This window comes from Novosphingobium sp. BL-52-GroH (assembly GCF_044813085.1).
Classification (GTDB): Bacteria; Pseudomonadota; Alphaproteobacteria; order Sphingomonadales; family Sphingomonadaceae; genus Novosphingobium.
Genome location: NZ_CP171152.1, coordinates 1,666,414 through 1,680,117 on the forward strand (window position 1 = coordinate 1,666,414; position 13,704 = coordinate 1,680,117).

12 protein-coding genes and 3 pseudogenes are annotated in these 13,704 nt (G+C 65.1%); 9 read left to right on the plus strand and 6 right to left on the minus strand.

The features are described from left to right. Positions 1–10: 10 nt before the first annotated feature. Positions 11–841 carry a DUF4163 domain-containing protein gene (locus ACFFDA_RS20565; protein WP_404482638.1) on the minus strand — a complete coding sequence of 277 codons (831 nt, stop codon included), beginning with the start codon at positions 839–841 and terminating at the stop codon, positions 11–13. A gap of 49 nt (positions 842–890) precedes the next feature. On the opposite strand from ACFFDA_RS20565, the gene ACFFDA_RS20570 reads away from it, so the two are divergent. The 7 genes from ACFFDA_RS20570 (at position 891) to ACFFDA_RS20600 (ending at position 7,229) form a co-directional block, all read left to right on the plus strand. After that, positions 891–2,285, plus strand: coding sequence for a leucyl aminopeptidase family protein (locus tag ACFFDA_RS20570; RefSeq protein WP_404482639.1), 1,395 nt, complete (start codon positions 891–893; stop codon positions 2,283–2,285). 117 nt (positions 2,286–2,402) lie between these two features. Continuing rightward, positions 2,403–2,702 (plus strand): SH3 domain-containing protein, encoded by a 300-nt coding sequence (locus ACFFDA_RS20575; RefSeq protein ID WP_404482640.1) that lies wholly within the window; start codon positions 2,403–2,405, stop codon positions 2,700–2,702. Further along, positions 2,702–3,625 (plus strand): N-acetyl-gamma-glutamyl-phosphate reductase, encoded by a 924-nt coding sequence (gene argC / locus ACFFDA_RS20580; RefSeq protein ID WP_404482641.1) that lies wholly within the window; start codon positions 2,702–2,704, stop codon positions 3,623–3,625. The genes ACFFDA_RS20575 and argC overlap by 1 nt, the downstream gene beginning before the upstream one ends. 400 nt (positions 3,626–4,025) lie before the next feature. Beyond that, positions 4,026–4,364 (plus strand): P-II family nitrogen regulator, encoded by a 339-nt coding sequence (locus ACFFDA_RS20585; RefSeq protein ID WP_043978976.1) that lies wholly within the window; start codon positions 4,026–4,028, stop codon positions 4,362–4,364. 136 nt (positions 4,365–4,500) lie between these two features. Further along, on the plus strand, positions 4,501–5,910 hold the full coding sequence (glnA, locus tag ACFFDA_RS20590) for a type I glutamate--ammonia ligase (protein WP_404482642.1): 1,410 nt from the start codon (positions 4,501–4,503) through the stop codon (positions 5,908–5,910). Positions 5,911–6,204: 294 nt separating this feature from the next. After that, the gene (locus ACFFDA_RS20595; protein ID WP_404482644.1) at positions 6,205–6,834 is read left to right on the plus strand and encodes a lysozyme; all 630 of its coding nucleotides are present in this window, start codon (positions 6,205–6,207) and stop codon (positions 6,832–6,834) included. After that, positions 6,831–7,229, plus strand: coding sequence for a DUF1801 domain-containing protein (locus ACFFDA_RS20600; protein ID WP_404482646.1), 399 nt, complete (start codon positions 6,831–6,833; stop codon positions 7,227–7,229). Before ACFFDA_RS20595 ends, ACFFDA_RS20600 begins: the two co-directional genes overlap by 4 nt. A 39-nt stretch (positions 7,230–7,268) precedes the next feature. On the opposite strand, the gene ACFFDA_RS20605 is transcribed toward ACFFDA_RS20600, so the two are convergent. Then, positions 7,269–7,907: a YqaA family protein gene (locus tag ACFFDA_RS20605; protein WP_404482648.1), complete on the minus strand. Its 639-nt coding sequence runs from the start codon at positions 7,905–7,907 to the stop codon at positions 7,269–7,271. Positions 7,908–8,547: 640 nt separating this feature from the next. Here ACFFDA_RS20605 and ACFFDA_RS20610 point away from each other — a divergent pair. After that, positions 8,548–9,133 (plus strand): annotated as a pseudogene (locus ACFFDA_RS20610) (hypothetical protein); the annotation flags it as partial. A gap of 154 nt (positions 9,134–9,287) precedes the next feature. Here the strand turns inward: ACFFDA_RS20610 and ACFFDA_RS20615 are convergent. From ACFFDA_RS20615 to ACFFDA_RS20630, 4 genes and pseudogenes are all read right to left on the minus strand, one after another. Further along, positions 9,288–9,728, minus strand: coding sequence for a replication initiator protein A (locus ACFFDA_RS20615; RefSeq protein ID WP_404482650.1), 441 nt, complete (start codon positions 9,726–9,728; stop codon positions 9,288–9,290). 168 nt (positions 9,729–9,896) lie between these two features. Then, positions 9,897–11,271: pseudogene (locus ACFFDA_RS20620) on the minus strand (transposase). A 45-nt stretch (positions 11,272–11,316) separates the two neighbouring features. Beyond that, the gene (locus ACFFDA_RS20625; protein WP_404482651.1) at positions 11,317–11,685 is read right to left on the minus strand and encodes a replication initiator protein A; all 369 of its coding nucleotides are present in this window, start codon (positions 11,683–11,685) and stop codon (positions 11,317–11,319) included. 186 nt (positions 11,686–11,871) lie between these two features. Beyond that, complete coding sequence (locus ACFFDA_RS20630; protein WP_404482652.1) at positions 11,872–12,072, minus strand: helix-turn-helix transcriptional regulator; 201 nt, start codon at positions 12,070–12,072, stop codon at positions 11,872–11,874. Positions 12,073–12,602: 530 nt separating this feature from the next. Here ACFFDA_RS20630 and ACFFDA_RS20635 point away from each other — a divergent pair. Beyond that, a pseudogene (locus ACFFDA_RS20635) lies at positions 12,603–13,624 on the plus strand (IS110 family transposase). Positions 13,625–13,704: the final 80 nt, after the last annotated feature.

Sequence of the window (13,704 nt, forward strand, 5' to 3'; positions counted from 1 at the left end):
AAATGCGAGGTCACGGCTGCGAGGAAAAGGAACTGCGGTATTGCGGCTTCAACGCGGCCATGACCTTGCCGGTCACCGGCAGGGTCACTTCGTAGCTGCCCTCGGCGTAAGGCCCGGCTTCGTAGGGGGCCACGAGCACGCCGATGCGATCGAATGTGCGGCGGTTGGCGGACCCCAGGATCAGCGTCTGCGCGGTCGGGTCGATGCATTCGCTGAACATCTGCCCGCTGTCACGCAGCACCGGCTCGCCGCGCTTCTTCGCCCGCTCCTTGTCGAGCGCGTCGCAGAACGGCGCCTGGATCGCGGCGCGCAGCGCGTCCTGCCCGGTGAAGAGGTCGGCGGGCTTGCGCGCGGTGTCGGCCCGGCGGTCCCACAACAGCGAATCGGAACCGGACATGCCGTGCGCCCCGCCCGAGAACTCGTAGTGCTCCGAGGAGAGCGACAGCCAGTCCGGCAGGTCGGTGACGACCTTCCATTCGGTCTGCCGGGAATAGGCGTGATAGGGAAAGCCGTCCTTGGCCGCATCCGCCTTGCCGGCGCGTGCCGACGAAACGAGATCGGACTTGTCGGCATCGAGCCGCCCGTCGAGCATCGTGCGCAGCGCCGGGACGGCGGCCGCCGCATCGGGATAGGAATAGGCGAACTCGTAGACCGCGTTCTCCTCCTTCTCGGCACGGCCCTTCGCAACCGGCGCCGGCGCTTCGGTCGGGGCCTCGGTTGCGAACTCGGGGTCGTCGGCAACGAAGGTTCGCGTCCCGCTCGGCGCGGCGCCCGGGTCCTCCGAACCCTTGCATCCGGTCATCGCCAGGGCCAGAACCGCTAGGAAACCGCCATATCGCATCAAAATTCCTCTCGCACTCAGGCTCGCGGGGAGGCTAGAGAATCAGCGCATGAGCGACAAGAACGCATTGATCCAGCCCGACCGCGGCCAGAAGGCCGTTTCCATCCACCTCGTCGAGAAGGACGGACTGGAGAAATTCGTCAAGGGCCTGAGCGTTCCCCAGCGCGCCGCGATCGCCGCGAACCGCTTCACCGGCGGCGCGGGCGACTACGCGATCATCCCCGAGGGTGACGGCTGGGCCGTGGTCGCGGGCGTCGCGGACCCGTCCTCGCTGTCGAGCTGGTGCCTGGCCAAGCTCGCCGAAAAGCTGCCCGCCGGGACCTACCGCCGCACAGGCGGCGAGCCGGGCGCGGCGATGCTGGGCTGGATACTGGGCCAGTACGGCTTCGACCGCTACCTCTCCGACCCCGAGGACGAAGGCCCGCGCGTGCTCCTGACCGGCGAGCCGAAAGGCATCGACGCGCTCGTCGCCGAAGCCGAGGCGGTCATGCTGGTGCGCGATCTCGTCAACACCCCGGCCGAGGACATGGGCCCCGCCCAGCTCGAGGCCGAGGCGGAAAACCTGCACAAGGCCTTCCGTGCCGAGATCCGCGTGACGCGTGGCGACATGCTTGAGCGCGAGTTTCCGATGGTTCACGCGGTCGGCCGTGCCGCCGCCCGCTCGCATGCCCCGCGCATGATCGAACTGGAATGGGGCGATCCCAGGCACCCGCGCGTGGCGATCGTCGGCAAGGGCGTGTGCTTCGATTCGGGCGGGCTCGACATCAAGCCCTCCGCCGGCATGCTGCTGATGAAGAAGGACATGGGCGGCGCCGCGCATGCCCTCGCGCTGGCCCGCCTGGTGATGGGCGCGAACCTGCCGGTGCGCCTGCATGTGCTGGTCCCCGCGGTCGAGAACGCGATCGCCGGCAATGCCTTCCGCCCCGGCGACGTCCTGCGCAGCCGCGCCGGCATCTCGGTGGAGATCGGCAACACCGATGCGGAAGGCCGCCTGATCCTGGGCGATGCGCTTACCCGCGCCGGCGAAGGAAAGCCCGAACTGGTGATCGACTTCGCGACCCTCACCGGCGCCGCGCGCGTGGCCGTGGGCCCCGACCTTCCCGCCCTCTTCACCCGCGAGGACGCCACTGCCGACGCGCTGCTGGCGGCGGGCAAGGCGGTCGACGACCCATGCTGGCGCCTGCCGCTCCACGAAGGATATCGCGAATACCTCAAGTCCGACATCGCCGACATCAACAACGCCGGCTCCAGCGGCTTCGCGGGCGCGAGCACGGCGGCGCTGTTCCTCGACCGCTTCGTGCCCAAGGGGCTGGACTGGGCCCACTTCGACACTTTCGCCTGGCGTCCGGTCGCCAAACCAGGCCGGCCCAAGGGCGGCGACGCGCTGGGCCTGCGCGCGGCATGGCGCATGCTGAAGGCACGCTATGTCCAAGCCACGCCCTGAACTTGCGAACCGCCCGTGACCCGGCTAAGCGCGCCCATCTTTGCTTTTGGAGACGCACCGACGTTGGCACCTGTGGATTCGTATACCCGCCCTCCCCGGACCGAAGGCTTGCTTGCCATGACCGGGCCGAGCGTGCGCACGGACCCCGGTTGCCTTCCGGTGCGCGGCGACCTGGCGCACATCAAGCTGGCGGGCCTCTACTTCGTGCCCCACTACGCCGCGCCGATGCCGCGCATCTTGCGCGCTGACGCGGTATTGCTGTCGGCGGGCCGCAACGACGGCGAGGCGATCATGGACCTGCCTGCCGCCGCGACCTTCAACGTTCTCGACATTGCCGGCCAGTTCGCCTGGGGCCAGCTCGGCGAGGACGGACCCGTGGGCTACGTCGCCCTGTCTCACCTGGAAAGCGACGCCTGATGGCCCACAGCGTCTTCATCGACGGTGCCGCGGGCACCACCGGCCTCGAGATCGCCGAACGGCTCGCCGGCCGCCCCGAGTTCGACCTGATCGCGCTCGACGACACGCGCCGCAAGGACGACGCGGCCCGCGCCGAAGCGCTGAACGACGCCGACTTCGTGATCCTGTGCCTGCCGGACGATGCCGCCAAGGCCGCCGTCGGCATGATCGCCAACGACCGCACCCGGGTAATCGACGCGTCCTCGGCGCATCGCATCGCCCCCGACTGGGCCTATGGCTTTCCCGAAATCGTCGGACGCGAGACCATCGCCTCGGCCAGCCGCGTCAGCAATCCCGGCTGCTATCCCACCGGCTTCATCGGCCTCGTCGGCCCGCTGGTGCGCGCCGGGCTGCTGCCTGCGCAGTGGCCTTACGTCTGCCATGCCGTCTCGGGCTACTCGGGCGGCGGCAAGGCGCTGATCGCACGCTTCGAGGCCGATACCGACATCGCCTTTCGCGCCTATGGCCTCGCGCTCGGCCACAAGCATGTGCCGGAAATGCTGGCCCACGCCGGGCTGACGCACGAGCCGATCTTCGCGCCCGCCGTGGTGCCGGCCCATCGCGGCATGCTGGTGGAAGTGCCCGTGCACCTCTCGATGATGCCGTCGGCCGGCAGCCCCGACGACCTGCGCGCCGCGCTGGTCTCGTTCTACGCCGGCAGCCCGGTCGTGAAAGTCGCGGACGACCAGCCGGACGAGCTGCTCCTGCGCGGGTCGATGGCGCCGGTCGACACGCTGACCCTGCGCGTGCTGGGAGCCGGGGACGGCACCCAGGCGCGTCTCGTCGCCATGCTCGACAACCTGGGCAAGGGCGCAAGCGGCGCCGCCGTGCAGAACCTCAACATCATGGCCGGCCTCGACGAGACGGCAGGCCTGCGGCTCTGATCTCGAATTCCCCTGTCGCGAAGCGACGGGGAAGGAGACCGCCCGCACGGCAAATGGTGCAGGGTAGACTCCCTTTCCGTCACCTGCCGCGTCGGCGCCCCCATTGCTGCGCAACAGGGAGGAGTTGGATGCCTGCAAAACCGCACTGCACAATTTCCGGGCACGACATGCCCGAATCTTGAACAGAACTTACCCTCCAGAGGCGTGCGACATTGCAACAGTCGGTCCGCCGGCAGTGCAAATGGTGCAAATGCGGTCTTTTCGCGGTTGCACACTTGGCCTACCAACGGGCTAACGCATTGGCACGATTCTTGATGGGATTCGCGCGCGAGGCACCTGGTTCCCGGACCAGTTCCCTCTTCGAGACAGTCCGGGTGCAAGTGCAGGGGTCCAGGCAGGCGTGAAAAAGATCGAAGCCATCATCAAGCCGTTCAAGCTCGACGAAGTGAAGGAAGCGCTGCACGAAGTGGGCGTCTCCGGCATCACCGTCACCGAGGCCAAGGGCTTCGGCCGCCAGAAGGGCCATACCGAACTCTATCGCGGTGCAGAATACGTCGTCGACTTCCTGCCCAAGGTGAAGCTCGAGGTCGTCGTGCCCGATGCCCTGGCCGACCGCGTGGTCGAAGCGATCGCCGACGCCGCCCAGACCGGCCGCATCGGCGACGGCAAGATCTTCGTCGTGCACGTCGAAACCGCTGTGCGAATCCGCACCGGCGAGCGGGACGACGACGCGCTCTGACCTAGTCCATAGCCTATTCGCCCGGCATTCGCCGGGCCGGAGATGCGCCGGCTGGGGGGCCGGTAGAATTTCCGCACTCCCACTCACCCCTATCCTCTTTCGCGGTGCGTAAAGAGTAACCTGGAGAACCAAGACCATGGCAACTGCAAAGGACGTCCTCAAGAGGATCAAGGACGAAGAGATCGAGTGGGTCGATCTCCGTTTCACCGACCCCAAAGGCAAGTGGCAGCACCTGACCATGGTTTCGACGGTCCTGACCGAAGACGAGCTGGAAGACGGCCTCATGTTCGACGGTTCGTCGATCGAGGGCTGGAAGGCCATCAACGAGTCGGACATGATCCTCAAGCCCGACCTCGATGCCGTGTACACCGATCCGTTCTCGGCCACCCCGATGCTGATCCTGTTCTGCGACATCGTCGAGCCTTCGACCGGTGAACTCTATGCCCGCGACCCGCGTTCGACCGCCAAGCGCGCCGAATCGTTCGTCAAGTCGGCCGGCTTCGGCGACACCGTGTTCGTCGGCCCCGAGGCCGAGTTCTTCATGTTCGACGACGTGAAGTTCTACGACGGCTACGACGGCAACGGCTTCAAGATCGACGACATCGAACTGCCGGGCAACACCGACAAGTCGTACGACACCGGCAACCTGGGCCACCGTCCGCGCGCCAAGGGCGGCTACTTCCCCGTCGCTCCGGTCGATTCGGCCACCGACATCCGCGCCGAGATGGTCTCGACCATGCTCGAAATGGGCCTGCCCTGCGACAAGCACCACCACGAAGTCGCCGCTGCCCAGCACGAACTGGGTCTGACCTACGGCACGCTGGTGACCACCGCCGACCGCATGCAGATCTACAAGTACGTCGTGTGGATGGTCGCACAGGCCTACGGCAAGACGGCGACGTTCATGCCCAAGCCGATCATGAAGGACAACGGTTCGGGTATGCACACGCATATCTCGATCTGGAACGACGGCAACAACACCTTCGCGGGCAACGGCTACGCCGGTCTGTCCGAGAACTGCCTGTACTTCATCGGCGGCGTCATCAAGCACGCCAAGGCCCTCAACGCCTTCACCAACCCGACCACCAACAGCTACAAGCGCCTGGTCCCGGGTTACGAAGCCCCGGTTCTGCTGGCCTACTCGGCCCGCAACCGTTCGGCCTCGTGCCGCATCCCCTACGGTGCCGGCACCAAGGCGAAGCGCGTCGAGTTCCGCTTCCCCGACGCGATGGCCAACCCGTACCTGTGCTACGCCTCGCTTCTGATGGCCGGCCTCGACGGTATCAAGAACAAGATCCATCCGGGCGAAGCGATGGACAAGAACCTGTACGATCTGCCGCCGGCCGAACTCGCCGAAGTGCCGACCGTCTGCGGTTCGCTGCGTGAAGCTCTGGACAGCCTCCAGGCCGACCACGCCTTCCTTCTCGAAGGTGGCGTGTTCACCGAGGACCAGATCGAAGCCTACCTCGAACTCAAGTGGCCCGAAGTGCTGCGCTGGGAAACCACGCCGTCGGCCGTCGAATTCGACATGTACTACAGCCTCTAAAAGGCTGTCGCGACCAGTTCGCCGAGCGGGGCGTCCGGAGCAATCCGGGCGCCCTTTTCGTTGGCTCCGCGATCGCCGGCGATGACAATCGCGGACATTTCGTGCCGGATTTTCCGGATCGCGCAGAAACCCCTTTCCTACACGGCATGGTCGGGCTTACTCAAACGGCTGCCCGGATGACGGGACAGCGCCAAGAGCGGTAGTCACGACCGCCTCCAACATCATTCGGGCGCATATTCGACCGTTTGGATCGCCGCGGATACTTCGCGCGATCTTGTTGTGGAGGACCTGTTCATGAACAACAAACCGATCTTCGATGCGGTCCGCAAGATGCTGGGCCGCGGTTTCACCCAGGCCGAAGTCGATGCGCTGGACAAGGCCATCGAACGTTCCGCAGGCGCGCTTCCGGCCAGCCTCGCGCCCGAACAGACCGCGCCGCCGGCCACGCCCGCGGCATCGGGCCGCTCGCTCGGGCAGCCCGGCTCCAGGCTCATCAAGAAATGGGAAGGCTGCGCGACGCGCCTCGCCGACGGCACCTTCGCCGCCTACCCCGATCCCGGCAGCGTCGATGGCAAGCCCTGGACGATCGGCTGGGGCTCCACCGGGCCGGACATCAGGAAGGGCGTGATCTTCACCCAGGCGCAGTGCGACGCCCGTTTCGAAGTCGACATCCAGAGCTACGTCGACGAGGTCGCCGACTTCCTCGGCACGGCGCAGACCACCCAGAACCAGTTCGACGCGCTCGTGTCGTTTCATTACAATACCGGCAAGATCCGCTCAGCGACGCTCGGCAAGCTGCATAAGCAGGGCCATTTCGCCGAGGCGAAGGGCGAGTTCGGCAAGTGGATCTTCAACGACGGAAAGCCCATGAACGGCCTGAAATCGCGACGGGCCGAAGAGGCCAAACTATACGGGACACCATGACGCAACCGGCCGAGGACGAGAAAACCCCGTCGCAGCACATCGACGATCGCATCGCGCAACTGGGCGACTGGCGCGGTGCGATGCTGGCGAACGTGCGCGCCGTGATCCACGGGGCGCTGCCCGAGGTCGTCGAGGAATGGAAGTGGCGCGGCGTGCCGACGTGGTATCACGACGGCATCGTCTGCACCGGCGAGACCTACAAGGCGGCGGTGAAGCTCACGTTCGCCAGGGGAGCCTCGCTTGCCGATCCCGCCGGCCTGTTCAACGCCAGCCTCGAAGGCAACGCGCGCCGCGCGATCGACCTGCACGAGGGCGATACGCTCGACGAAGCGGGCCTGGCCGCGCTGCTGCGCGAAGCGGCGGCTGCCAATGCGGCGAAGAACCGCAAGCGCTGAACGATCACTCCCGCGGGGGCGAGTGAGTCGCAGGCTGCTTCAGGCGGTCTTCACCGCCACGGCCGATGCGCACTTCTCCGTCGTTTCCTTGCCCCCGCCGCCCAGCATCGTGATGGCGAGGAAACCCGCGACGACCAGCAGGACGAATGCGGCCGTCACCTTGCCCAGGTGCTTGTCGATCACCGCCTTGATCGGAGCGCCGAACAGCCGGAACAGCACGCCCACGATCATGAAGCTGATCGAGCGCGAGACGATCGAGGCGCCGATGAAGACCCCCAGGTTCATGCCGATGAAGCCGGCGGTGATCGTCAGCAGCTTGAAGGGGATCGGCGTCGCTCCCTTCACGATGATGATTTCGGCGCCGTAGTCGCGCAAGTAGCATGCGGCCTTGGGGAAGCTCTCCGCAAGGCCGAGCGCGTGCAGCAGCGCCTCGCCGAATGCGGCATAGGCGAAGTAGCCGATGGCATAGCCCAGCAGTCCGCCGCAGACCGAGCCCAGCGTGGCGATGACGGCGAAGCGGATCGCCTTCTTCGGCTCGGCCAGGCACATCAGGCCCAGCAAGGGGTGCGGCGGGACCGGGAAGAAGCTCGCCTCCATGAAGGCGAAAGCGGCCAGCCACCATTCTGCATGGCGGTGCGCGGCCTTGGCCATGGTCCAGTCGTAGAGGCGGCGCAGCATCGAATTCCCCCGCAAGGCATGAAGCCCGAAACGCCGCCTGCCTAGCCTTCGCGCTGCATTGCGGCAAGCGGCAAGCGTGGGGCTATAAACCTATTTGGTTATTCACCCTTGACATCGTCACGCTGTTTGGGTACATAGCAGGAACATCGCGAAATACCGAGTCGCTCTGGCGGCGCCGACCTTCGCGAGCCCCTTTCCCCAACAGCAGGATCACCCCCAGATGGTCGAGCCAATGCAGGCTTCGTCGCGGGCCGCCGCGATCAGGCGCCGCATCACCTCCGGCGCCCAGCTCGCTGCGACCGAAGAGACGCCCAACCTCCACTGGCGCGACGAATTCCTGGCCGCGCTCGCCGAGACTTCCAACGTCAGCGCGGCCAGCCTCGCTGCCGGCGTCCACCCCAGCCGCCCCTACAAGGTGCGTCGTATCGAGCCGGATTTCGCCCGGCGGTGGCATTCCGCCCTGCTCGAAGGATACGAGAGCCTGGAGATGGAACTGCTGCACCGCCTGCGTTTCGGCGAGGCCCGCGACGGCGAGGTCAAGTTCGACAATGCCAATGCCCTGCGCCTCCTCGGGCTCCACCGCGACACCGTGGCGCGGGAACGGGCCATGCGCGAGAACGAGGAACTGGGCACCGTGCGCGCCTACCGTACCGACCGCGACTACGCTCATACCTCGCTCGCGTTCCGCTGGCGCTCGGCCGGCGTGGTTCCGCTCGATACCGTCAATGGACCGACGCTGACGATCGAGGGCAAAGACCAGTCGGGCGCCGCGCATACCTGGTATGTGCGGCTTTGGAACCATGCGCAAGGTACCGGCGAGGACGCGTTGATCTCGCTCGATTTCTCGCAGCTCGACGGCGGCTACTCTCTGCCCGCAGAGGCCGACCGCGTCTGGCCGGGCGCAATCGAGCGCCTGTTCATCTCGTTCGCGCCGTCCGGCTACGACGGCACCAGTGACGATCCGCTCCCCGCCGAGGCGGAAGGCTGGATCGAGATCAGCGGGATCGCCACCGACGGCGCCCGCGCGATGCTCGAGATCGGCGATGTGGTCGTGCCGCCCAATGGGCTCGCTCTCCTACGAACTGCTCGACCAGCACTGCCCTGCCGGGTGGAAGCAGCGGGACCTCGACGGCAATCCGGCCCTTACCGGCTGGGACCCGCCATCGACCCTGCTTTCCCCTGCGAACGGCACGGCGATGGCGTTCTTTTATGTGGTCACGGCTGCCTCTTCGTCCGATCGAGCCAGCCCATGCTGACGACCGTGTTATCGCAGCAATTATCCTACATCGGAAGCCATTGCGGTTCGTGCTTTCGAGTGTGAATTGCAAGGCTTGCGAATCACGGGCGACCACGTTGGTTCCCGAAAGAAGGGAAAGGCGGCTACTCCCCCGCCAAGTCCTCGAGCGGCTCGGGCCGCTTGGTGATGATCACCTTGGCTCGCCCAGAGTTGCGCCCCCTGATGCCGGTTGCCGCCATCGACGGAGGATCCTCAATCAGCTCCAAGTGATAGTCCGGCACCGTGTCCTCGGCGGCGATCCGCTTCATCGCCATCCGAAAGTTCGCCAGCGAGTTTTGGAAACCGATCTGCAGGCGCAAGGTCGGCAGGTCGATTTCCAGCGCCTCGCCATCGACGCAGGTCGAGCGCGCGACCTCGTAGATGCGGCGCTCGATCGGCCCGAGCTGGAAGTAGGTGGCGGCGTAATCGAGCACCTGGCCATCGCGCAGAATGGCGCGAAACAGCCAGTCGCATAGCCGCACCTTTACCGCCTTCAGCCGCTTCTCACCGTTGCGCGACCGCGCATACTGCAGTCGCGCTTCCAAGATAAGAACCCTTTCTCACCTTCACCACCGGCCTCGATGTTGGTGCGGATCTGCGTGCCCTGCAGCCGCTCCAGCGCATCGGCAAGACAGGAATAATAGTGTTGAAAAACCCGCCACTGAGATCGAGGCTGATACCAGCTTGGGCACGGTCTGGAAGGCCCGTCCCGGTTATGCGAGCGCCGGTGCGGCGGGCATCGGGATCAGCTTTGCCAACTTGCGGAGGTTTTGAGCGGTGGCTGCAAGGAGGAACTCGTCCTTTGCCCCGTTTGGCCCTCGCAGGCGCAAGCGGTCGAGCTTGAGGATGCGTTTGAGGTGGGCGAACAGCATCTCAACCTTTTTCCGCTCGCGGCGGGATGTGACATAGGCGTCGGTTTGGGACAGATCTCTTGCCAGATCCCGTGCACCCTCGTGAATTGATCGGATCACTTTGCGATTGGGCTGCCCGGGGCAGCATTGCTGCTTGAGGGCGCAGGCATCGCAGTCATGTTTGCTGGCGCGGTAGCGGATAAACCCGTCTTGATCGACGTCGCCCCGCAGCGCCGCAAGTTCCTGCGGCGCGGGAACAGCTCTTTGCTGCCGGGACATACATAGAGATCATGTTGGTGATCGTAGCGGAATTCGTCGCGTTGGAAACTTCCGGTCCGGCGCCTCGCGTGATCGAAAATCGGGATATGCGGTTCGATGCCGCGCTCATGGACAAGCCAAGCGATATTGGCGGCATCGCCATAACCAGTATCGGCGGCCAGACGCTGGGGCCAGATGCCAAAACGTTCCTGTGTTCGGTCAATCATCGTTCGCTGCGCTGTCACTTCGGCGGACGAATGGCCGTGGTGGCTTCAACATCAACAATCACGGCGTTTGCCAAATCGATGAGATAGTTGGTGCTGTAAGCGAAGAAGGCTTGCCCGCCATGGGCGCTTGTCCAGCGCGCTGCGGGATCGGCAGGCGACAGATATTTGGGCGTGACGGGCGATGCAGCCCCAAACGCTGCGGCATCGAGCACCTCCAGATACTCCCGGGCAGCATGGTTGACGATGTCCGGGGGCAAGCCCTCCTCGCCAGGCACACCGCGTTGGCGGTTCGCGTCGGCCTTGATCAGGCTGGCGTCGACGGCAAAACCCTCGCCACCGACCAATCCCTCCTCGATGCAGCGCGTGACAGTCATTTCGAACAATTTCCGCAATAGGTCGCTATCCCGGAAGCGGCCGTGGCGGTTCTTTGAGAAGGTCGAATGATCCGGCACCGCTCCATCAAGGCCGAGGCGGCAGAGCCAGCGATAGGCCAGATTGAGATGCACTTCCTCGCACAGGCGCCGCTCTGACCGGATGCCCAGGCAATAGCCAATGAGCAGCATCCGGATCATGAGCTCGGGATCGATCGAAGGGCGGCCCGTCTCGCTATAGAATGGCCGCAGCTTCTCCCGGATACCGTCCAGGTTCACAAAGCGGTCAACCGCCCGCAGCAGGTGGCTTTGCGGCACGTGGTCCTCCAGGCTGAAGCTGTAAAACAGCGCCTCCTGCATCACCGTCCGAGCACCCATCATCAGCCTGCCTCCCAACGACAGGCACAGTGAATCAGGACTATGCGATTACTGCAAGGCCGAGTTTTTCAACACTATCGAATAACTGCGGGCGGAATGATTGGAGCCCGTGACGCTGAACAGGTCATGCGCGGTGAACACGAAGTCCTGCGCGACAGGCAGGCTGTGCTCGAGCTTGGTCGCCATCAGCGAGGCGATGTAGAGCACGATCTCCTTGTCGTAGATCGTCGCCACCCCCCGCGCGCTAGGCCGCACCTCGATCGACACCTCCGGCGTCGCGTAGGCGAGGGGCTTCATCCAGGCATTCTTGCTGAGCGCGAAGAAGGGAAACGCCATGAGCGACCGCTCGCCGCGGAGCTCGCCGTTGAGCGGGCTATCGAGTTGGAAGAGTTCGCCTTGGGGGATTGTGCGGGCCATGGGCGAGCTATCTCACGCCCGGGGCCGTTGGGGCAATTCATACTCGAAAGCACGAATTGGGGTCGGGACATAGAACGGTCCCAGATATACGCTCTCATGACTGCCATCCGAGATGCTGACCGACCTCGGCAGTCAGGTCGTCCATCGACGCATTGTCGAAACCTGAGGCGGCAAACGCCCTGCGCGCTACACCGATGAACTTGGCGCGGTTTTCTTCCATCGTTTCAGCGCGACGCTTTGCTGCCAATCGAATTTTCTCGGCGCAATGCGCAGCTGCCTGAGAAAAGGCCCGCCCTGGATCTCGCGGTAAAGCGTCGCGGGCGAAAGCCCGGTGCGATCGAGCACGGCGTTGAGGCGAAGGATACGGTCGGGGGCGTTGTCGGTCACAGTGCTGTCTCTTGATGTAGCGTCGGCTGAAATGCCTCGCGAAGACAGCATTTGGGATGGCTTCGATGCGGTCAAGATCGTGCGATTCCGCAGGTTTTACGCCATTGTAGCCTGTGCTTGCGGTCGTCTCCGAAGCTGCTCGGGGCTGAGACAGAAATATTTTCAAGGGCGCAGTTTGGGCGTCCCGCAGCCGGTGGCCGGGCCGGGCTCTGCCTCCCGCTTCGCGTCGGTCGAGCCGCCTTTGGCGTCTCGCCGGCATAGCCACTTGCGATCCCTGACGCGAAGGTCGGCCCGCGTGGCGGCCCGAGCGGGGCGCTGAAGCATCCCGGATGCGGACGCCGCGCGGGTGCGCGGCGGCGCTGGGCCTTCGGCCCCAAGGTGGCGGGGGGCGTCGCTACCCTCTAGCCCCGCCTCGACGGGACGCAACCCGTCCGCTTCGCTGCCGGGTCCTCCACTGATGAAGTGGGACGGCTGCGAGTTCGCAGTTGGTACGATTGCTTGCTGATTCGCAGCAGGACAGGAGAACGGAGATGCAGATCGCAACGATCGGTTTGGATATCGCAAAGCACGTGTTCCCGGTGCACGCCGTTGATGCAGATGGCGTGGTGGTGACCCGCAAGCGCTATTCTCGAGCGCAGCTGTGCAGTTTTTTGAAGAGATACCGCCATGTCTCGTCGGGATCGAAGCATGTGGCACCGCGCATTATTGGGGCCGCCAGCTCGAGGCGCTCGGATATGATGTTCGGCTGATGCCGGCGCACTACGTCAAGCCCTACGTGAAGCGCGGTAAGAACGATGCAGCCGACGCAGAGGGAATCTGCGAAGCTGTGACCAGGCCGACCATGCGCTTCGTACCGATCAAGGCTCCGGACACGCAGGCGCTAGCCTTGATGCACCGGCTGCGGCCCCAGTTTGTCGGTCAGCGCACCGCGATGCTGACTGCTCTTCGCGCCGGGATGGCGGAGTTCGGCATTGTGGCCAACCAGGGGCTGGGCGGCGCGACCGAGATTCTGCGCATCGCAAGCACGGGCGATGATCGCCTTCCAGAACTGATCCGCGATCCCTACCGACTGCTTGCTGACGCCGTTCGTGGAGTCGAGGCTCGGTTGGCGGCGCTCGATCACCAGATCGCGGCGAGTACGCAGTTCGACGACACCTGAAAACGCCTGAGCACGGTCCCGGGCGTGGGGCCGGTGACATCGACCGCGATTATCGCGCTTGCCGGCGATGTTTCTCGATTTCCATCCGGTCGCGACTTCGCAGCGTGGCTTGGTCTCACACCGCGCCAGAACTCGACGGGCGGCAAGGCGCGGCTCGGGCGTATCACCAAGGCGGGCGATCAGACGTTGCGAACGCTGTTGGTGCTCGGTGCTTTCTCGGTGATCAAGCGAGCCCGCGTTGCCCCGGAGAAGGCGTCGCCTTGGTTGATGGCGTTGATGGAGCGCCGGCCCCCGCTGGTTGCGGCCGTCGCGCTGGCGAACAAGACGGCGCGGATTGTTTGGGCGATCCTTACGCGCGGCGGGACGTTCCACGCGCCGGCGAGGGTCGCATGACGCTGTTGTAAGAGTTTCCTGCGGAGCCTGGCTCCGAAGGAAGCGAGGTGGTGCTCAAGCCATGATGACGAACCGGTTGA